20 protein-coding genes and 1 other annotated feature (1 of these 21 only partly in view) are annotated in these 18085 nt (G+C 40.1%); of the genes, 1 reads left to right on the top strand and 19 read right to left on the bottom strand.

Going from position 1 to position 18085, the window contains the following annotated elements:
• Positions 1 to 45 (bottom strand) — a binding site (T-box leader); it reaches 182 nt to the left of the window's first position.
• A 45-nt stretch (positions 46 to 90) separates the two neighbouring features.
• The 6 genes from I858_RS06660 to I858_RS06635 form a co-directional block, all read right to left on the bottom strand.
• Positions 91 to 858 carry a TrmH family RNA methyltransferase gene (locus I858_RS06660; RefSeq protein WP_065524268.1) on the bottom strand — a complete coding sequence of 256 codons (768 nt, stop codon included), beginning with the start codon at positions 856 to 858 and terminating at the stop codon, positions 91 to 93.
• Between the two features lie 170 nt (positions 859 to 1028).
• The gene (locus I858_RS06655; protein WP_065524269.1) at positions 1029 to 1478 is read right to left on the bottom strand and encodes a small multi-drug export protein; all 450 of its coding nucleotides are present in this window, start codon (positions 1476 to 1478) and stop codon (positions 1029 to 1031) included.
• Positions 1475 to 1978 (bottom strand): hypothetical protein, encoded by a 504-nt coding sequence (locus I858_RS06650; protein WP_065524270.1) that lies wholly within the window; start codon positions 1976 to 1978, stop codon positions 1475 to 1477. The genes I858_RS06655 and I858_RS06650 overlap by 4 nt, the downstream gene beginning before the upstream one ends.
• Entirely contained in the window at positions 1968 to 2183 is a 216-nt protein-coding gene (locus I858_RS06645) for a helix-turn-helix transcriptional regulator (RefSeq protein WP_065524271.1), read from the bottom strand. The genes I858_RS06650 and I858_RS06645 overlap by 11 nt, the downstream gene beginning before the upstream one ends.
• A gap of 266 nt (positions 2184 to 2449) precedes the next feature.
• A complete protein-coding gene (locus I858_RS06640; protein WP_065524272.1) occupies positions 2450 to 3538 on the bottom strand; it encodes a M42 family metallopeptidase in 1089 nt (362 codons plus the stop codon).
• Positions 3539 to 3613: 75 nt separating this feature from the next.
• Positions 3614 to 4099 carry a dUTP diphosphatase gene (locus tag I858_RS06635; protein ID WP_065524273.1) on the bottom strand — a complete coding sequence of 162 codons (486 nt, stop codon included), beginning with the start codon at positions 4097 to 4099 and terminating at the stop codon, positions 3614 to 3616.
• Between the two features lie 92 nt (positions 4100 to 4191).
• On the opposite strand from I858_RS06635, the gene I858_RS06630 reads away from it, so the two are divergent.
• A complete protein-coding gene (locus I858_RS06630) occupies positions 4192 to 4578 on the top strand; it encodes a sigma-w pathway protein ysdB (RefSeq protein WP_065524274.1) in 387 nt (128 codons plus the stop codon).
• 13 nt (positions 4579 to 4591) lie between these two features.
• Here the strand turns inward: I858_RS06630 and I858_RS06625 are convergent, their stop codons facing one another.
• The 13 genes from I858_RS06625 to polA all read right to left on the bottom strand — a co-directional run bounded on the left by I858_RS06625 (position 4592) and on the right by polA (position 18055).
• Positions 4592 to 4861: a DUF1294 domain-containing protein gene (locus I858_RS06625; protein WP_083553667.1), complete on the bottom strand. Its 270-nt coding sequence runs from the start codon at positions 4859 to 4861 to the stop codon at positions 4592 to 4594.
• Between the two features lie 255 nt (positions 4862 to 5116).
• The gene (rplT, locus tag I858_RS06620) at positions 5117 to 5476 is read right to left on the bottom strand and encodes a 50S ribosomal protein L20 (RefSeq protein WP_006831130.1); all 360 of its coding nucleotides are present in this window, start codon (positions 5474 to 5476) and stop codon (positions 5117 to 5119) included.
• A 53-nt stretch (positions 5477 to 5529) separates the two neighbouring features.
• Positions 5530 to 5730 (bottom strand): 50S ribosomal protein L35, encoded by a 201-nt coding sequence (gene rpmI, locus I858_RS06615; RefSeq protein WP_008432253.1) that lies wholly within the window; start codon positions 5728 to 5730, stop codon positions 5530 to 5532.
• A 29-nt stretch (positions 5731 to 5759) separates the two neighbouring features.
• Positions 5760 to 6266: a translation initiation factor IF-3 gene (gene infC / locus I858_RS06610; protein WP_065524276.1), complete on the bottom strand. Its 507-nt coding sequence runs from the start codon at positions 6264 to 6266 to the stop codon at positions 5760 to 5762.
• Positions 6267 to 6547: 281 nt separating this feature from the next.
• On the bottom strand, positions 6548 to 8476 hold the full coding sequence (gene thrS, locus I858_RS06605) for a threonine--tRNA ligase (protein ID WP_065524277.1): 1929 nt from the start codon (positions 8474 to 8476) through the stop codon (positions 6548 to 6550).
• Between the two features lie 713 nt (positions 8477 to 9189).
• On the bottom strand, positions 9190 to 10125 hold the full coding sequence (dnaI, locus tag I858_RS06600; protein ID WP_065524278.1) for a primosomal protein DnaI: 936 nt from the start codon (positions 10123 to 10125) through the stop codon (positions 9190 to 9192).
• A complete protein-coding gene (locus tag I858_RS06595) occupies positions 10126 to 11502 on the bottom strand; it encodes a replication initiation and membrane attachment family protein (protein ID WP_065524279.1) in 1377 nt (458 codons plus the stop codon).
• Between the two features lie 11 nt (positions 11503 to 11513).
• On the bottom strand, positions 11514 to 11990 hold the full coding sequence (gene nrdR, locus I858_RS06590; protein ID WP_065524280.1) for a transcriptional regulator NrdR: 477 nt from the start codon (positions 11988 to 11990) through the stop codon (positions 11514 to 11516).
• Positions 11991 to 12104: 114 nt separating this feature from the next.
• Entirely contained in the window at positions 12105 to 12488 is a 384-nt protein-coding gene (gene speD, locus I858_RS06585) for an adenosylmethionine decarboxylase (RefSeq protein WP_065524281.1), read from the bottom strand.
• 312 nt (positions 12489 to 12800) lie between these two features.
• Positions 12801 to 13820 carry a glyceraldehyde-3-phosphate dehydrogenase gene (locus I858_RS06580; protein WP_065524282.1) on the bottom strand — a complete coding sequence of 340 codons (1020 nt, stop codon included), beginning with the start codon at positions 13818 to 13820 and terminating at the stop codon, positions 12801 to 12803.
• A gap of 98 nt (positions 13821 to 13918) precedes the next feature.
• Positions 13919 to 14524: a dephospho-CoA kinase gene (gene coaE / locus I858_RS06575; protein WP_065524283.1), complete on the bottom strand. Its 606-nt coding sequence runs from the start codon at positions 14522 to 14524 to the stop codon at positions 13919 to 13921.
• Between the two features lie 9 nt (positions 14525 to 14533).
• Positions 14534 to 15403: a bifunctional DNA-formamidopyrimidine glycosylase/DNA-(apurinic or apyrimidinic site) lyase gene (mutM, locus tag I858_RS06570; protein WP_065524284.1), complete on the bottom strand. Its 870-nt coding sequence runs from the start codon at positions 15401 to 15403 to the stop codon at positions 14534 to 14536.
• A gap of 15 nt (positions 15404 to 15418) precedes the next feature.
• Entirely contained in the window at positions 15419 to 18055 is a 2637-nt protein-coding gene (polA, locus tag I858_RS06565) for a DNA polymerase I (protein WP_065524889.1), read from the bottom strand.
• Between the last annotated feature and the right edge of the window lie 30 nt (positions 18056 to 18085).

The raw sequence follows: 18085 nt of genomic DNA, 5'->3' as shown, positions 1-18085 counted from the left end.
TGTCATGTAAGGACGCAACGTACTTTTCCCGTTCTTCGCTTTTACTTATTTACTTTTTCATTATACGAAAGTTCTACACTTTTATCAAACTTAGTTTTTAGGCACTAAGCTGTACAATAAAATCCCTGTAGCTACTGCTACATTCAATGATTCTGCGCTACCGTAAAGTGGCACCATTAAATTCTGATCTGCTTGCTGCAAAAGAACTGGATCTACTCCACTGCCTTCATTGCCAACAATTAACACAAATTTTTTTTGCGTTTGAGCTTCGTGAACCGGTGTTGAGTTTTGCAATGCTGTTCCGAAAACTTCAATACCCCTCGCTTTTGCTTGTCCAATCCATTCCACCAATTCGCCTTTTACAACTGGAATTTGAAAATGCGATCCTTGTGCTGAACGAACTGTTTTCGGATTAAATGGATCTGCGCAACCTTTGCCCAAAACGACTGCATCGATGCCGCTAGCTGATGCTGTTCGTATCATCGTGCCGATATTTCCCGGATCTTGAACTGCATCAATCATCAGTAACTTTTCCCATGATTTTTGTTCATCTTCCGTAAATTCCGGTTGTGCACAGTGTGCGAAAACCCCTTGCGTGTGTTCTGTTTCAGAAATTTCTTTTGCTACAGCCGCTGTTACAGAATAATAAGGAACGCCTTCAATATCCCAGTCTTCTGGAATATCCACTCCTTCGCGTACGATTAATGATTTGACAAGGTCTTTTTTACGAAGTGCTTCTTCTGTTAAATGAAATCCTTCTACCAAGAATTCTGCAAATTTGTCCCGCTCTTTCCGGGTTGTGCTAAGCTTTTTCCAATGCTTAACAAGTGAGTTTTGATTGGATTCGATTCTTTTCATTATAACTTCACGCCTTTATTTCAGAATAGCTCAAGTATAGCATACAGAAAAGCGGAAGCGCCCATCTAGCCCCGACAAGCGCTGGAAGCCTTTACAGTAATGGCGTCCTTTGCCATTGCTGTAAAGGCTGAAGCGACTCGAGGGACTGGGCGCTGGAGTCTGGACACAGCTTAGATTTTGTCCGTGAAAAAATCAAAGCCAAGTGCCGTCAAAATGCCAAAGGCTAATGTCCACGCAGCGATGCTAATGGTCAGCCAAACTGTCGTGTTCTTTTTTGTCGCACCCAGTGTCATTCCGATAAAAGCCGCGATGTGTGTACCAATTAAAATAGGTCCCAGTATCGCTAGTCCTGGCAACCCGTATTTGTTCCAAATTCGTTTGGCACGCTCATTTTTTTTCGAGACGGTTTTGCTTTTTGCTTTTTGTCGGTTATTGTACCAAATCTGAAAGCGGTCAAAGCCGATGATTAATGCGAGAACTGTCACCATATTGCCGACAAATGCTAGTAGCATTACCCAAAATGGAGACAACCCCCATATGATGCCGAGTGGAATAACTAAAGCAATTTCAAACCAAGGAATAGCTGCTCCTAGAAATACGAGAAAATATTCATAGATCATTCATCTTCCTCCTTCAAGTGCTTACGGATTTCTCTGTAGTAAATGACGTATTGTAATAATGCGACTGCCAATATGGAAAGTACGATATAAATACGCGGCAGCGGAGAAAACATTGCAAACACCGCAAGTGCTGGCAAACTCCAAGTCATAAAGGTATAGACTTTTTGAGAAGCAATGCGCGTAATGTGTGTCATGCCTTCATCTTGCTCTAAATACTCAGGTGGACGAATAGCAAAAGATGGGATTTTCTGTGTAGGATTCATAGTGTTATGACGTCTCATTTTTATATAAAAAATGAGCAACATTATTAAGTATAAAATAATTGATCCTACAATAATAAATCCTTGAACCAAACCATATTCTACTAGTATGCTTTGTTCTACTTCTGTATTGACAATTTCAGTTGTTTCGGGTGAATTGACTCCAAACAAAAATATGCCCAACACTACGATAAATCCCATCATCCACAACGGATACTGCATGCGAAAATCATTTTTCATGGTCAACATCCTCCTCTAACCAAAATAAGTCATTGACGTTTGTTTGCAATGCTTTTGCTAATTTTAACGACAAAGTAATCGAAGGTGAAAACTCGCCTTTTTCAATAAAAGCAATGGTTTGGCGAGTGACATCCACTTGTGTACCGAGATCGCTTTGTGTGAAGCCGTACCGAGCTCTGAGTTCTTTTACTCGATTTTTGAGCATCTGCTTCATCCTTCCTTTATTTATGTTAGGTATATATAACATAATGTACATTATACTTAACATTAAGTCAACTAAAGTTAACATTCAGATAAAAACATTCTGGTTATTGAGTTTGTTTGCGGGATAGAGAAAGTTAGTTGCATAATGCACATTTTTCTTTTCGCTACCTCTCTGTTTGTTTGCGGCAAGAGCGTCTTTATTTGCATAAAAATCACGTTGTTTGCAAAGCAAAAAAACCCCTCGCCGTAGCGAAGGGTTTTTCGATTTTATTCGAATGTAATGCGCGCGACTGTATCCTTATCGAGCTTTTTGATCACTTCGATGATCAATTTTACGGCATTTTCGTAATCGTCTCGGTGCAAGATGCCTGCGTGCGAATGGATGTACCGCGTGGCTACACCGATTGCAAGTGCAGGAACACCATTTGCAGTTAAATGGATAGATCCGGCATCTGTTCCACCGCCAGCAATCGTTTCAAACTGATACGGAATGCCCGCTTCGTCAGCCGTGTCGACAACTAGTTCGCGTAATCCACGGTGAGAAACCATAGAAGCATCGAAAAGCAATAGTTGTGGTCCGTCACCCATTTTACTAGTAGACTCTTTGCTTGTGATTCCCGGTGTGTCACCTGCGATCCCAACGTCTACTGCAAATCCGATATCTGGCTGAATTTGAGCAGTGGCTGTTTTCGCGCCACGCAAACCAATTTCTTCTTGAACAGTACCTACTCCGTATACGACGTTCGGGTGGTCAACGCCTTTTAGTCCTTTTAAAACGTCAATCGCAATGGCACACCCAATACGGTTATCCCATGCTTTGGCCATTAATAATTTGTCGTTGTTCATCACTGTAAATTCAAAATACGGTGTCACCATATCGCCTGGCGTGATGCCCCATTCTTTCACTTCTTCACGAGATGAAGCGCCGATATCAATAAACATGTCTTTAATTTCAACAGGTTTTTTACGTGCTTCTGCTGTTAAAATATGTGGTGGTTTTGATCCGATAACACCTATAATTTCTTTATCGCTTCGCGTTGTAATCGTGACACGCTGCGCGAGCATAACTTGCGACCACCAACCACCTACTGGTTGGAATTTCAAAAATCCTTTTTCATCTACTTGTGTAATCATAAAGCCGACTTCGTCCAAGTGACCAGCTACCATGATTTTCGGCCCATCTGCTAACCCTTCTTTTTTAGCTATTAAGCTTCCTAGTCCGTCTGTTTCAATTGAATCAGCAAATGGAGATATGTATTTTTTCATGACTTCACGTGATTGGCGTTCATTTCCTGGTATGCCATTAGCGTCTGTTAATTCTTTTAACATTACTTGTGTTTCATCCAACTTAGTCATTATTTCGACCTCCTAAATAGTTTACTACTCACTTAGTATAAAGCAATTTCTACCAATTATCAAAACATTCGTTTATCAATATCCTTCATTTTGACGATCGTAATTGGTTTTGTTCTTCTTCATGTATGCATCAAGCACTTCATCGTAGCTAAATTCTAAAGCAACGGCAATTCCGCCGTAACAACTCCAGATTTCCATGTAGTTCGACATCGAGTAATTTTTAAGAAACGCTTGAATCGCATACTGCGTTTGTAAAAAAAGCTCTGTTAAGTCTTTTTCAGAAATCGGCTCTGGCCAATTTTCTAATGTATTTAAATCTTTTTCAATACCCAGTGATAGTAAAAAGTGGATTGAGTCCACATATTCTTCTAGAATCACAGAACGCTCAGACGCTTTTTTCGAACTCCAAAATTTAAAGCAACGTGTTTCATTGGCAAGTTCTGCTAGTTCCACTAGTAATGAAAGACCTTTTTTACGAAAAACGTCTTCTGTTATGTTCTGATTTGATTGAATAAAATGATCTAATTCTGCTTGCATTTTGAATAATTCTTGTAATTTCATAAAGAACTCTCCTTTTCAAATATATCTTGAAACTAAACTGCTTTTGGATCGTATAATGTGTATAGGACTATGGAACTCAGGGGGTAATTTTAATGGCTTTTCTTATACGCCTTATTGTATTAGCATTGATCATCTATTTATTCTATCGCTTGATCCGCTATATTGTCGACCCAAAAAGAAAGTTAGACACCGCTCTCGAGTCTGGAAGTTATTACTTTTTAGATGACGTAAAGAACGTTCGAAAAAACTTCTTTGTTGCATTACGCGGTGTGCTATTTGAAGGTGAAAAATACTTGGGCACGACTGAAAATGCGTTTGAAGTTGTTTCAATTTCTGTGTGGGTTGAAAACCCAGATCGGCTGCAAGGCTTCACAAAAGAAGATTTTCACTTTCTTGAAAAAGAAATCAACATGAATTACCCAGACGCTAAAATCAGCTGGCAAAACCCAGTAGAACAATTAATGAAACACAACAGCTAAGTAGTTAATTTGTTTAGAAATTTTGATAGCTCCATCCTATTATGGCAACATCGAGCATGGCCAGAACAAGAAAACCGATGCGAAAGTTGGTGTGCTTTGTTTTATGACGAAATAACATCATGCCGAGATAAGCGCCAATGCCACCGCCTACAATCGCAATAATCCACAAGTTTTTTTCAGGAATGCGTTGTCCATGATGTTGCGCTTGGCGTTTGTCTATTTTCATCATGGCCATGGCCATCGCTGATAGGATTGCTATATAACCCAAAATAATCGAAAACATAAGATTTTCCTCCATAAGAAAAGACTGACGAAAATTCGTCAGTCTTTTTTATTGTTCGCTTTATGCTTGAGCATTGTAGCTTTCTAGTTGTGTGATGGTCTATTGGCCACAATGAACAGACACTTCCGCTTTTTTATTATCTAGCTACAGTGCCTAGACCCTCGGGACTTAAGTCAACCCTCTATGTGACAAAAAGCGTCGCTTCGGTGGTCCGCCTTAAGCCTGTCGGGTCTGAACAGGCACTTTCGCTTTTAATTACTTAGTTACTGCTTTTTTTGCTTGATCAACCAATGCTGTGAATGCAGCTGCATCAGATACAGCGATTTCAGCTAGCATTTTACGGTTGATATCGATACCCGCAACTTTTAATCCGTGCATAAGACGGCTGTATGAAATTTCGTTCATACGTGCTGCTGCGTTGATGCGTGTAATCCACAATCTACGGAAATCACGTTTTTTGTTGCGACGGTCACGGTAAGCATAGTTACCTGACTTCATAACTTGTTGATTTGCTACTTTGAAAAGGATGTGCTTTGCACCATAATAACCTTTTGCTAATTTAATGACCTTTTTACGACGCTGACGCGTCACTGTTCCACCTTTTACGCGTGGCATATCACATTACCTCCTGCTGAATATATAAAATTCGATTTTTTGTTTCGCTTTTCTTATTTCATGTTATAGATTAATGATTTGATGCGTTTCAAGTCGCCTGAAGAAACTAATTTCCCTTTGCGAAGTTTACGCTTTTGCTTTGTTGATTTGTTTGCGAATAAGTGACTAGTGTGCGAGCTGTGGCGTCTTACTTTACCAGTACCCGTTTTTTTGAAACGTTTTGATGCGCCGCTATGGCTTTTCATTTTCGGCATTTCGAATTCCTCCTAAACAATGATCTCTTTTATTCTTTTTCGTTGATTGGTGCAAGCATCAAGAACATGCTGCGACCATCCATTTTCGGGCGCTGTTCAACTGTCGCAACGTCTTTGCACTCTTCTGCGAAGCGTTCAAGAACACGTTGACCAATTTCTTTGTGCGTAATTGCACGGCCTTTAAAACGAATAGAAGCTTTCACTTTGTCACCTTTTTCAAGGAACTTGATCGCGTTGCGAAGTTTCGTGTTGAAATCGTGATCGTCAATTGAAGGGCTTAAGCGTACTTCTTTGACGACAATCACTTTCTGATTTTTACGGATTTCACGATCTTTCTTTTGCTGCTCAAACTTGAATTTACCATGGTCCATGATTCGAGCAACCGGCGGCTTAGCTTGAGGAGCCACAAGAACAAGATCCAAGTTGACACGAGCTGCAATTTCAAGTGCTTCGATGCGTGTTTTGATGCCAAGTTGTTCACCGTTTTGATCAATAACTCGCAACTCACGTGCACGAATACCGTCATTTACATTAATGTCTTTGCTAATAGTAATCCACCTCCGGATAGTGTCGCGAATAGCTTAAATGTGTGAACCGGCCGAACCGGTTTACAGGCTTCCGATCAAAACAAAAGCGGATGGACCACAGAGGTCCACCCGCAAATATGACGACACGCGTCTTTCTGCGTGTAAAAGTCAATCGTGTATACCTGCCAACAATCGGTCGATCAGGTGAGAAGCGGGTGCTCCTGCTTGCACATATAAGTATTCTATAACCTTATTCATAATAGCATTTACACATGCTACTGTCAAGCTGTTTAACGAAGTTCGCTTTGAACTAGTTTAACAAAGTCTTCAAACGGCATGCTTTCAGATTTCTGCTCCCCGTACTTACGAACATTAACCGATCCATCTTCAAGTTCTTTGTCACCGATGACAAGCATATACGGCACTTTTTGCATTTGTGCTTCGCGAATTTTATACCCCAGTTTTTCATCTCGCTCGTCAATATCGACACGAATTTTATGACACTGCAGTTTTTCTTGCAATTTTCTTGTATAGTCGCTGTGAGCATCAAGCGATACGGGAATCATCTCAACTTGGATAGGTGCTAACCATGTTGGGAAAGCTCCTTTGTATTCTTCTATTAAGAAAGCGACAAAACGCTCCATTGTAGAAACAACTCCGCGGTGAATGACAACCGGACGATGCTGTTTGCCATCTTCACCAATATACGATAACTCAAAACGTTCTGGTAGTAAGAAATCCAGTTGAACTGTCGACAGGGTTTCTTGTTTACCAAGAGCTGTTTTCACTTGAACGTCTACTTTTGGTCCGTAAAATGCTGCTTCGCCTTCTGCTGCTTCGTAGTCGATTCCCATTTCATCCATTGCTTGTTTCAACATAGTTTGTGCACGGTCCCACATTGCATCATCGTCAAAATACTTTTCTTTGTCTGCTGGATCACGATAAGACAAACGGAACGAATAGTCCTTAATGTCGAAATCCTTATAAACTTCAACAATTAAATTAACAACTTTTTTAAATTCTTCTTTAATTTGGTCTGGACGAACAAATAAGTGAGCATCATTTAATGTCATTCCACGAACACGTTGAAGTCCTGATAATGCACCTGACATTTCATAACGGTGCATCAATCCAAGTTCAGCAATTCGAACAGGCATTTGACGATACGAATGAATGCCTTGTTTGAAAATCATCATGTGGTGTGGACAGTTCATTGGACGCAATACCAATTCTTCATTATCCATTTTCATCACGGGGAACATGTCATCTTGATAATGATCCCAATGTCCACTTGTTTTGTACAACTCTACGCTACCTAGTACAGGTGTATACACGTGTTCATAGCCTAATCGTTCTTCTTTATCGACAATATAACGTTCGATGATACGTCGGATGGTTGCACCTTTTGGAAGCCACATTGGCAAACCTTGACCAACTTTTTGAGAGTTCATAAATAAGTTTAGTTCTTTTCCGATTTTGCGGTGATCGCGTTCTTTTGCTTCTTCAAGCATTTCAATATGGGCTTTTAAGTCTTCTTTTTTGAAAAAAGCAGTTCCGTAAATGCGTTGAAGCATTTTATTATCGCTGTTCCCTCTCCAATAGGCGCCGGCAACACTTAATAATTTAAATTCTTTTAATTTACCAGTGGATGGTACGTGAACCCCTCGACAAAGGTCGAAAAAGTCGCCTTGTTCATAAATGGATACTTGATCATCTTCAGGAATGGCTTCAAGAAGTTCCAATTTATATGGATCTTCAATTGCTGCAAATCGTTTTTGTGCTTCTGCACGAGTCACATCATGTCGAACGATTTCTACGTTTTCATTGATAATTTTTTTCATTTCTTTTTCAATCAATGGCAAGTCTTCTGATGTAATCGCTGACTCTGTATCAATATCGTAATAAAAACCGTTTTCGATGACTGGACCCACGCCAAGTTTTGCGTCTGGGTACATCCGCTTGATGGCTTGTGCCAATAAATGTGCAGTGCTGTGGCGCAGTACTTCTAACCCTTCTTCAGATTCAGGTGTGATGATCGCAATCTCTCCATCTTCTTTTAACGGTGCACGCAAATCGACTAAGTTGTCGCCCATTTTTCCAGCTAATGCTTTTTTCCGCAACCCTGGGCTAATTGATTGTGCGATTTCCTCAGTAGTTATGCCTTGTTCGAATTCTTTTACTGCTCCATCCGGGAATTTTAGTTGAATCATGTCTGCCATGCCAATCTCTCCTTTTAGTTAGATCTCGATCAACTGTCTATGCCACAGGGTCTGGTAGACGCTCATCAGTTTTCTTGTCTTGGTTTTTGTCTAGCTGCAATGACCTGCTCCTCGGGTCATAAGCTGTCTTTCCTGCGCGGCAAAACACCGCTTCGGAAGTCCATCTTATGCCTGTCGGAGCAAAACGGCCATTTCCGCTTTTCTCGGTCTAGCTGCAATGACCTGCTCCTCGGGTCATAAGCTGTCTTTCCTGTGCGGCAAAACGCCGCTTCGGAAGTCCATCTTATGCCTGTCGGAGGTCCGCAGGATGCGGATCACGTAAGCGTTGCGACAGGAAGTCGCGCACTTAGCTTATGTTCCTCTGTACAGCGGCTTGCGCTTTCTTTTTCTCCACACAAAAAAGCTCCATCCCAAAAGGGACGAAGCTTTAGCTCGTGGTTCCACCCTTCTTCACTTCAATAGGGACAAATCCGTATTGAAAGAAGCTCTGCATCGGCTAACAGGCCGGTACCGTCAGCTGCTACTAAAAAACTGTTCACAGCTGCTGCTCGGAGGGGGTAAACAAGAAAAACTTAACTTAAGAAGCTTACAGCCTAGGCTTCTCTCTCTGAAAGTCGTAATTTCCGCTCATGTCCTCGTCATTGCATGTAATATCTTGATTTGATTGTTATTACTATAAACCGAATTGTTCCAAAATGCAATAGTTCTAGCGCTTAATTTCGTCGATTACGTCCATCAAGCATAACGGGCGTCGTTAACGCGCGAATGCGTTCCATGATGCGCGCCGCTTTTAAATCTTCTTTCTCACCACGCTGTGAATACGTTAAATGGTATTCTAGCTCGCTGTAACTAAAGTTTGATGACATAAACGTCGGTAGCTTTTCTGACATCCGGTAATGAAGAATTGTACCGAGTACTTCGTCACGCGTCCAGCTCGACATTGCTTCTGCTCCAATGTCATCGAGCATTAAGACATCTGCTTTTTTCACATAATCCACTTTTTCCTGTAAAGTTTGATCTCCAATCGCTTGTTTCATTTCACGCATGAATTCAGGTACAAATACCAATACTGTTTTGACATTGATATCAGCTAGTTCGTTAGCTACTGCGCTTAATAAGTAAGACTTCCCAATTCCGAATTGTCCGTAAAGGTATAACCCTTTTTCAGGCAAGTTGTCTGGACCGGTTGCCTGATCTAGAAATTCACCAACTGTCCGAAATGCTTCCATGCGGCTATCGTCTAATTCAAATCCTGAAAGTGTTGCTTGCATCACTTCTTTTGGCATATACATGCTATGGATTAAAGATGAGGCGTGACGTTTATTGTCGTTAACGTCTTTCAACCGACATTGTGTATACGAAATACCAATGGTGCCACGTTCCAGTACAAGATTCGGTTCAAAGCCTTTCAAATGGTTGATACACCCGTCAAGACTTGGACATTTATTGCAATCATGGGACTGGTCGATATACTCGTATAGCTTGTGAAGTCCTCTGTCAATTGTAGGTGCATCAATTTCATCTGAATGGTCTTCAAGAAATTTTTGAACACCTGGATGAGCCAATACTTCTTTACGCATTTCACTATAACGCTCAGAAAAAGCAGGTGCATTGACTACGCGTTTTAAGGTTTCGCTAATCGGTTCCATTTAACCACCTTTTCCTTTCTTCAGCGCCAGTTTCGCAAGAAGCTTTTGCTTTTCAATTTCTAGACTTTCGTTTTTCGGCTCTGCTTTAAGAGCAGACACTTGATCTTTTTTATGAAACCATTCCGGCAACTTTTCTTCACGCACCGGTTTATGATTCCCATTACCTGTAAATGGCTTAGCCGCAGTTGTTGGAGAACCTTCAGATTTCCATTTCATATATTGCGTATGTTCGACACGGGCAATTTCCATCGCGTCTTTAGCCGTTGTAATATTCTTGCGTAACCAATGTGAAGCGATTTTTTCCACGTAAGCTTTTGTTAACTTCATATCTGTGCGAAGCAAAACGTATTGAAGCAAGACATTCACCACAGCCGGTTCCATTCCATGGCTTGTAACTAATTGATTTGCCAGTTCGAGATCCGCCGGCAAAGGCTCACTGCCATTAGCAATGTCTCGCAGTATTTGAATAGGTGGTGCGGTCTCTAAATAAACTAGTAATTCATCTTGTCTTGTTTTTGGAGATTCATCTATGGTCGGTTTTTTTTCCGCTACTTTATACATTTGAACAAGCTGAGGTGCTGTTGTAGAAACTTTTGCTTTGTAATATTCGGTTGCTTCTTTTTTCAAGTTTTCGATGGATAAATGATAGTTGCCTTCAATTGCTCGCATGACAACTAGTTGCATATCGAATGGTCCCCAACTATACAAGAATGCTAATTTCGCAATATAAGCTTTAATGCTAGCTGTCAATACGCGTCTCGGTACCATTGACTCGGATAAACCTTGCTGAAGCAGATCAAAATCAAAATCTGACTCTGTAACATAGCTACCCTTTTTACGCTCTTGAAAATCTTCTTTTTCAGGGGGATATCCCACTTTTGCGTGAACAGGTTGGAAAATATCTGTAAATGTTCGCGATACCTCTTTAAAGTCAGCAGGAATTTCAGTTTCAATTAAAAAGCGTTTGCGTATTTTTCGGTATGACGTTTCCCCGATTTTACTAAACAAAAACATCGACAGCAATGGATCCATAAAAAAAGTTTTCGGATCGAGTGGTGGACACAATTCATATATAAAAGAGCGTTCACTGCTATCGTTTCTATAAGTTTTCAGTAACCCAATCGCTTCTAATTGAATTCTCGCTTCAAAAATTTTTGAAATCGGAATTCCTAAAGTATTCATCACTGTATAATGACTCGACTCTTCTGTCGATGCTTCACCTTCAGCCCATAAAGTTAAGTAAAGCGATATTGCTTCTGCTCCAATCATCGATTGATACAGCATAGTCAAAAGCTGGCGATCGTAATTTGAAAATGGATATGGCAACCGAATGCGGTAGGCATCTGCAGGTTGCAATTCTTTATAGTAAGCAGTCATACTACACCACCTTAATCGATTTTCTTGTCTTCCGGACTTTTATTCAGCAAATCCTTCAGCTCGTCGATAAAAACGGTAATGTCTTTAAATTGGCGATATACAGAAGCAAAGCGGACGTAGGCCACTTCATCAATTGACGCCAATCGATTCATGACCAACTCTCCAACTTCTTCCGATTTCACTTCCGGATTCCCTGCTCGGCGAAGGTCTTTTTCGATATTGAACACAACTTCTTCCAGCACTTCTAAAGATACCGGCCGTTTTTCGCACGCGCGAATTAATCCACGCAATACTTTTTCACGGCTAAATTCTTCACGCGACCCGTCTTTTTTGACGACAATCAGTGGCATCTCTTCTACTTTTTCAAACGTGGTAAAGCGATAACTGCAAGATTCACATTCTCTTCGCCTTCTGATTGATTTCATTTCGTCTATTGGCCGTGAATCAACAACGCGTGTCCCATTATGTTGGCAAGCTGGACATTTCATTTTGACATCTCCCTAACTTCTCTATCTAGTGTATCTAGTATAACAAATATTCGTTAAAAAAATAGAAAAAGCAGAGGATTTCATCCTCTACTTACGTGTTTTTAGTTAAATGGATTATATGGTTACTGAAACTTTGGATTTTTCGACATTTACTGGACCCATACCGCGTGGCACTTCTATAAGCTCGCGTGATGTTGAACCTAATGCTTCTGCGATATATTCCGCTGCAATCGTAGGATCTAAATCACCACAAGTGTAGACATCTACACTCGCATAGCCATGTTCCGGAAAACTGTGGATGGTCAAGTGAGATTCGGAAATGATCACAACTCCGCTAACACCTTGTGGAGCGAATTTGTGAAAAGCTACCTCTCTTACTTCAGCTCCTGATTTGAGTGCTGCATCAACAAAAGTTTGTTCGATATAATCCATATCGTTTAATTTGTCAAAATCACACTGCCAAAGTTCTGCAATTACGTGACGTCCCATTGTTTCCATGGTTCGTTTTCCCCCTTTGATATCATTTTGTTTTTTGCGCAAAATATTCAAAGTTGACTACCACGGGGGAAAGTTAGTCCAAAGAGGTCCTAACCCTTTAAGCAGTCATGTGAATAAAAAATCTTACGCTCCTAATTCCGAAGTGTACAATGGAAAGTCAGAAGTGGTAGCTATTTTTTAACTACGATTCATAGTATAAAACGGATCTATTGGAATTGCAATCATAAATAGCTAATTGCGCTTGAATTTTCTAATAAAGACTTTCACAAAAAAAGCTCGCACTTTTTACAACAGAAGTGCGAGACGGCTTTTTTATTTAGACACTAGCACTAAAGCATTAGCAACTTTTTTAGTCAAATCAATGACACGCGCGGAATAACCCCATTCGTTATCATACCAAGCCAAAACTTTCACTTTTCGTCCTCCGATAACCATCGTTGTTAATCCATCAACAATTGCAGATTGTGGGTTGCTGTTAAAGTCCACAGAAACTAAAGGTTCCATTGATAAACTCAAGATTCCTTTTAAATCATTTTCAGAAGCTTCTTTAAAAGCACGATTCACTTCTTCAATCGTAACATCCATTTGCAAATCCACTACTAAATCTACTAATGATACGTTAGGTGTCGGTACACGCAACGCCATACCATGAAGTTTTCCTTGCAGTTCCGGCAAGACAAGTGATAGCGCTTTCGCAGCACCCGTAGAAGTGGGAATAATGGATTGTGCACATGCACGTGCACGACGAAGGTCTTTATGTGGATTGTCTAAATTTTGTTGATCGTTCGTATACGAATGAACTGTCGTCATTAAGCCATTTTCAATACCAAATTTGTCATTTAGTACTTTTACAACAGGTGCTAGACAATTTGTTGTGCAGCTTGCATTCGAAATGATATCGTGTTGTTCGATGTCTAATTTTTCATCGTTTACACCCATAACAATCGTAATGTCTTCTTGTTTACCAGGTGCTGTTAAAATCACTTTTTTAGCACCGGCTTCTAAATGAAGTACCGCTTTTTCACGTGAATTAAATTTTCCAGTTGCTTCGATAACAATATCAATACCCATTTCTTTCCACGGGAGATTCAGAGGATTGCGTTCATTTACTAATTGAACACGCTTACCATTAACAATTAATGCATCTTCTTCTGAAGATACCTCACCTGAGAAGGTGCCGTGATTTGTGTCATACTTAATCAAATGCGCAAGGGTCTCAGCTGGATATGACGCATTGACTGCCGTAATTGTTACGTCATCCATCAGAATTGCCTGTCTGAAAACCATACGGCCAATACGGCCAAATCCGTTAATTGCTATTGAAACTGTCATGTAAGAATCCTCCGTTTGTAATTAAGTTATACTCATTTTTTTAATTTCATATATAGTATAACACAATCATCTATTTAGAGAACCTTAAAAGCGATCTTTTATTGCTTTTTAAGGTCTCCATGCCAGCGTTCTAAAATACGTTTTAATTGCTTTTCAGTTTCATCGATTGTTCCATTATTGTAAATAACAGCGTCTGCACCATCTTCTTTTACAGACATAGGCAACTGCGAGCTAATGCGCACACGTGCTTCTTTTTCTGTAAAACCATTTCTTTCTACTAGTCGATTAAACTGATTTTCTTCCGTCACACTAACCACCAAAATCTTATCAACAAGTCGTTGAAGACGGCTTTCAAATAATAATGGAATGTCCATAATGATAGTTTCATGTCCTTGTAACAAAAATTCTTGACGTTGCTTGAGCATTTCTTGTCGAATGGCTGGATGGATAATGTCATTCAATATTTTTCGTTTTGCTGGATCATTAAAAATAATTTCTCCAACTTTCGCACGATTCATCGTACCGTTTTCGCTGATTACTTCTTTTCCAAATGCCTGGATGATTTTTGCTAGTGTGGCAGAGCCTGGTTCAACAACAAGTCTCGCTACAAGATCAGCATCGATAACTGGATAACCTGCACTCTTCAACATTTTAGATACAGTACTTTTTCCACTGGCAATACTACCCGTCAACCCAATAATCATGATTTATCCTCATTTCTGACAGCTCGGACAATAAACAGACGCCCGGCCGCCGATTTTCAAGGTTTTCGTCATTGCGCCACAAACTTCACATTGTTTTTTCCCATACATACCAAAACGATTTTGCATACTGCCTGATTCACCGTTAACATTTCGGTAATCTGAAATTGTACTGCCTCCTGCTTCAATACTTTCGAGTAAAATAGCGACAATCACTTCGAATAATTCTATTTTCCGCTTTTGACTAATACGACTTGCTGAACGTTTCGGATGAATTTTCATTTTAAAAAGTGCTTCAGTTGCATATATATTGCCGCAACCTGAAATGATTTGTCCGTCCATGATAATTTCTTTTATCGCTTTGTTTTTATATTTTTGACTTTCGGCCATAGCTAAAAAATGCGCGAGAGCTTTTTTTTCAAAAGGTTCTGGTGCCATCAGTAATAAAGGTGGGAAATCCCCTTCTTGTTGCAACACACGCATTTCTCCAAAACGGCGAATGTCTGAAAACACCAAAAAATTCCCATCACTCAATGTCAAAGTGACATGAACATGACGACGAAATTTATCTTCGGCAATCGATTCAAGTCTATCTACATAAAACCAGGCTCCAGACATTCCTAAATGATTAACCAATAAAAACTCATTGTCTTTTCGCAGTGTAAAATAAATGTATTTACTACGTCGTTCAACTTGAATAATTTGTGCACCCGTTAAACTATGAATAAAACGATCTGCTTCCATCCGCTTGATAATAGCTTCTTTTCCATTTTCTTTAGACAAACGGATAACAGTTGAAACCGTTACTGCTGTAATTCTTTTACCAATAGAAACTGGGCGAATTTGCCGAACGACTCCTTCGACTTCTGGAAGTTCTGGCATCTTAATGCCCTCCTATCATTTCGTATTGTACCAACTAGAGCCATGTGCAATATCCACTTTTAACGGCACAACTAGTTTCACTGCATTTTCCATTACTTCAGGCACTAGCTTCATTAGCTTATCTAATTCTTCGGGTGGTGCTTCAAAAATCAATTCATCATGCACTTGCAATAACATCCGCGTTTGCATGTCTTCACGTTCTAATGCTGCATCCATGTCAATCATCGCTTTTTTGATAATATCTGCCGCGCTGCCTTGAATGGGTGTATTCATCGCTGTGCGCTCTGCAAAGCTACGCAAGTTAAAGTTTGAACTCGTAATATCCGGCAAATAACGTCGGCGGTTCATCAAGGTTGTCACAAACCCATCACGTTTGGCATCTGCTACAATCGTTGTCATATAAGTCTTGACGCCTGGAAAGCTAGCAAAGTAGCGCTCAATAAAATCGGCTGCTTCTTTACGTGGAATATTTAAGTTTTGAGACAAACCGTAATCGCTAATACCGTAGACAATTCCAAAGTTTACTGCTTTTGCTGCTCGGCGCATGTCACTCGTCACTTCTGATTCCGACACGTGAAAAACGTCACTTGCTGTTGTTGTATGAATGTCACGATCATCTTTGAAAGCTTGTACTAATCGCTCATCTTCTGACATATCTGCAAGCACACGTAATTCGATTTGCGAATAATCCGCTGCTACCATGACCCATCCAGGTTCTGAAGGGATAAACGCTTTGCGGATTTTCCGCCCTTCTTCAAGTCGAACCGGAATATTTTGCAAGTTTGGATTGGTTGAACTAAGTCGACCGGTTGTTGTCAAAGCTTGTTGGAATCTCGTGTGAACTTTGCCATCGTCGTGAATTTCTTTTAGTAAACCTTCTATATAAGTAGATAATAGTTTTCCTAACTGACGATACATTAAGATGTGCGAAATAATTTCATGTTGCCCTTCTAGTTTTTCAAGAACATCGGCTGCTGTTGAATAACCTGTTTTGGTTTTCTTTAATGCTGGCAAGCCTAGTTTTTCAAATAAGATGACGCCTAATTGTTTAGGCGAATTAATATTAAACTGTTGTCCAGCCAGGCTGTGAATATCCGCTTCGATTTTATCAAGCTTGTGAGACAATTCTTTGCCCATTTCGGATAATTGATCGCGGTCAACACGAACACCAAGTGACTCCATTTGCCCTAATACAGTAGCTAATGGCAATTCCAATTTATCGTATAAGTCAAATTGTTCGTTTTCTTCAAGCTTCTCCATTACAAGAGGACGAACTTTCCAAATCGTACGTGCTTTTCTAGCAATGTGTTCATGCAAAATGGCATCTTCTGGTACTTTCTTTTTAGCACCTTTGCCATAAATTTGTTCATTAGTAGACACGTCTGTTTGGCCGTACTCTTGAACAATACTCGCCATATCTGTATACGTTAACGACGGATTGACGATATAAGCTCCCAGCATTAAATCAAAATCCACACCTTTTAATTCAATGCCATAACGAAGAAATGCTGCTGTTGCAGCTTTTGAGTCTGCCATGAACTTTTTCTTAGTTGGATCCTTAAACCACGCACGAAATTCTTTTGACTGCTCTACGACGTTCATCGGAATAACATAGGTTTCACTTTCGGTCGCAAGTGACACTCCAAGCAAATCACAACTGTGGTATTGTTCATCGTAAAGTTCCAGATGAACAGCCATCTCATCTTGTAATATCGACGAATCAATCGTCGTTAATACATCAAAATGCACTTCTTCTTTTACAGTTTCTTCTGCTGTGTAGTCCATTTTTTGAAGCAGTGACTTAAACGAGAGTTCTGTCCATATTTTTATTACCTCTTCTTGATTGGGCCCATCATAGCTTAAATCATTGATTTTAACTTGAATTGGCGCTTGTCGTTCAATTGTTGCCAATTGCTTACTGATATAAGCAAGATCTTCATTAGCTACTAATTTTTCTTTCATTTTGCCTTTTTGCTGTTCGATTGCATCATAGACTCCTTCGACAGACCCGTGTGCTGCTAGAAGTTTTAGCGCAGTTTTTTCACCGACGCCTGGCACACCCGGTATGTTATCAGAAGCATCGCCCATTAGGCCTTTCATGTCGATGATTTGCTTTGGCGTTAAGCCGTATTTTTCTTGAATATGTTCCACTGTGTATTTTTCAATATCGGTAATGCCTTTTCGTGTAATGTAAACAGTTGTCGTCGGAGAAGCCAATTGTGTCATGTCTTTATCTCCAGAAATGATGACAACTTCCTCGCCTTCTTTTTCTGCTTCTAAGCTTAGCGTTCCGATAATATCATCTGCTTCGTAATTATCTAATTCATAGCGTTTTATACCGTACGCATCGATTAATTTGCGTAGGTATGGAAATTGTTCAGATAGCTCGGGCGGCGTCTTTTGTCTGCCTCCTTTGTATTCGCTAAACGTTTCATGGCGGAATGTTGTTTTTCCAGCGTCAAAAGCTACAATCATGTGCGTTGGTTTTTCTTCATCAATTATTTTTTGAAGCATCATGGTAAATCCGTATACAGCATTTGTGTGAATGCCATTTTCATTGGTTAATAGCGGCAAGGCGAAAAACGCGCGATACGCCAAACTATTCCCATCTAATAAAAGTATTTTCTTTGCCACAAAATTACCCCTCTCCATAAAAAAAGCCGTCATTCTCTTTATTTTACC

This window comes from Planococcus versutus (assembly GCF_001186155.3).
Taxonomy (GTDB): Bacteria; Bacillota; Bacilli; order Bacillales_A; family Planococcaceae; genus Planococcus; species Planococcus versutus.
This window is presented reverse-complemented; position numbering and strand designations above follow the sequence as displayed.

Bases quoted from the DNA above. Each gene is read 5' to 3' on its own strand.
- I858_RS06660 (WP_065524268.1), bottom strand. From the start codon at position 858: ATGAAAAGAATCGAATCCAATCAAAACTCACTTGTTAAGCATTGGAAA.
- I858_RS06655 (WP_065524269.1), bottom strand. From the start codon at position 1,478: ATGATCTATGAATATTTTCTCGTATTTCTAGGAGCAGCTATTCCTTGG.
- I858_RS06650 (WP_065524270.1), bottom strand. From the start codon at position 1,978: ATGAAAAATGATTTTCGCATGCAGTATCCGTTGTGGATGATGGGATTT.
- I858_RS06645 (WP_065524271.1), bottom strand. From the start codon at position 2,183: ATGCTCAAAAATCGAGTAAAAGAACTCAGAGCTCGGTACGGCTTCACA.
- I858_RS06640 (WP_065524272.1), bottom strand. From the start codon at position 3,538: ATGACTAAGTTGGATGAAACACAAGTAATGTTAAAAGAATTAACAGAC.
- I858_RS06635 (WP_065524273.1), bottom strand. From the start codon at position 4,099: ATGAAATTACAAGAATTATTCAAAATGCAAGCAGAATTAGATCATTTT.
- I858_RS06630 (WP_065524274.1), top strand. From the start codon at position 4,192: ATGGCTTTTCTTATACGCCTTATTGTATTAGCATTGATCATCTATTTA.
- I858_RS06625 (WP_083553667.1), bottom strand. From the start codon at position 4,861: ATGTTTTCGATTATTTTGGGTTATATAGCAATCCTATCAGCGATGGCC.
- rplT (WP_006831130.1), bottom strand. From the start codon at position 5,476: ATGCCACGCGTAAAAGGTGGAACAGTGACGCGTCAGCGTCGTAAAAAG.
- rpmI (WP_008432253.1), bottom strand. From the start codon at position 5,730: ATGCCGAAAATGAAAAGCCATAGCGGCGCATCAAAACGTTTCAAAAAA.
- thrS (WP_065524277.1), bottom strand. From the start codon at position 8,476: ATGGCAGACATGATTCAACTAAAATTCCCGGATGGAGCAGTAAAAGAA.
- dnaI (WP_065524278.1), bottom strand. From the start codon at position 10,125: ATGGAACCGATTAGCGAAACCTTAAAACGCGTAGTCAATGCACCTGCT.
- I858_RS06595 (WP_065524279.1), bottom strand. From the start codon at position 11,502: ATGACTGCTTACTATAAAGAATTGCAACCTGCAGATGCCTACCGCATT.
- nrdR (WP_065524280.1), bottom strand. From the start codon at position 11,990: ATGAAATGTCCAGCTTGCCAACATAATGGGACACGCGTTGTTGATTCA.
- speD (WP_065524281.1), bottom strand. From the start codon at position 12,488: ATGGAAACAATGGGACGTCACGTAATTGCAGAACTTTGGCAGTGTGAT.
- I858_RS06580 (WP_065524282.1), bottom strand. From the start codon at position 13,820: ATGACAGTTTCAATAGCAATTAACGGATTTGGCCGTATTGGCCGTATG.
- coaE (WP_065524283.1), bottom strand. From the start codon at position 14,524: ATGATTATTGGGTTGACGGGTAGTATTGCCAGTGGAAAAAGTACTGTA.
- mutM (WP_065524284.1), bottom strand. From the start codon at position 15,403: ATGCCAGAACTTCCAGAAGTCGAAGGAGTCGTTCGGCAAATTCGCCCA.
- polA (WP_065524889.1), bottom strand. From the start codon at position 18,055: ATGGAGAGGGGTAATTTTGTGGCAAAGAAAATACTTTTATTAGATGGG.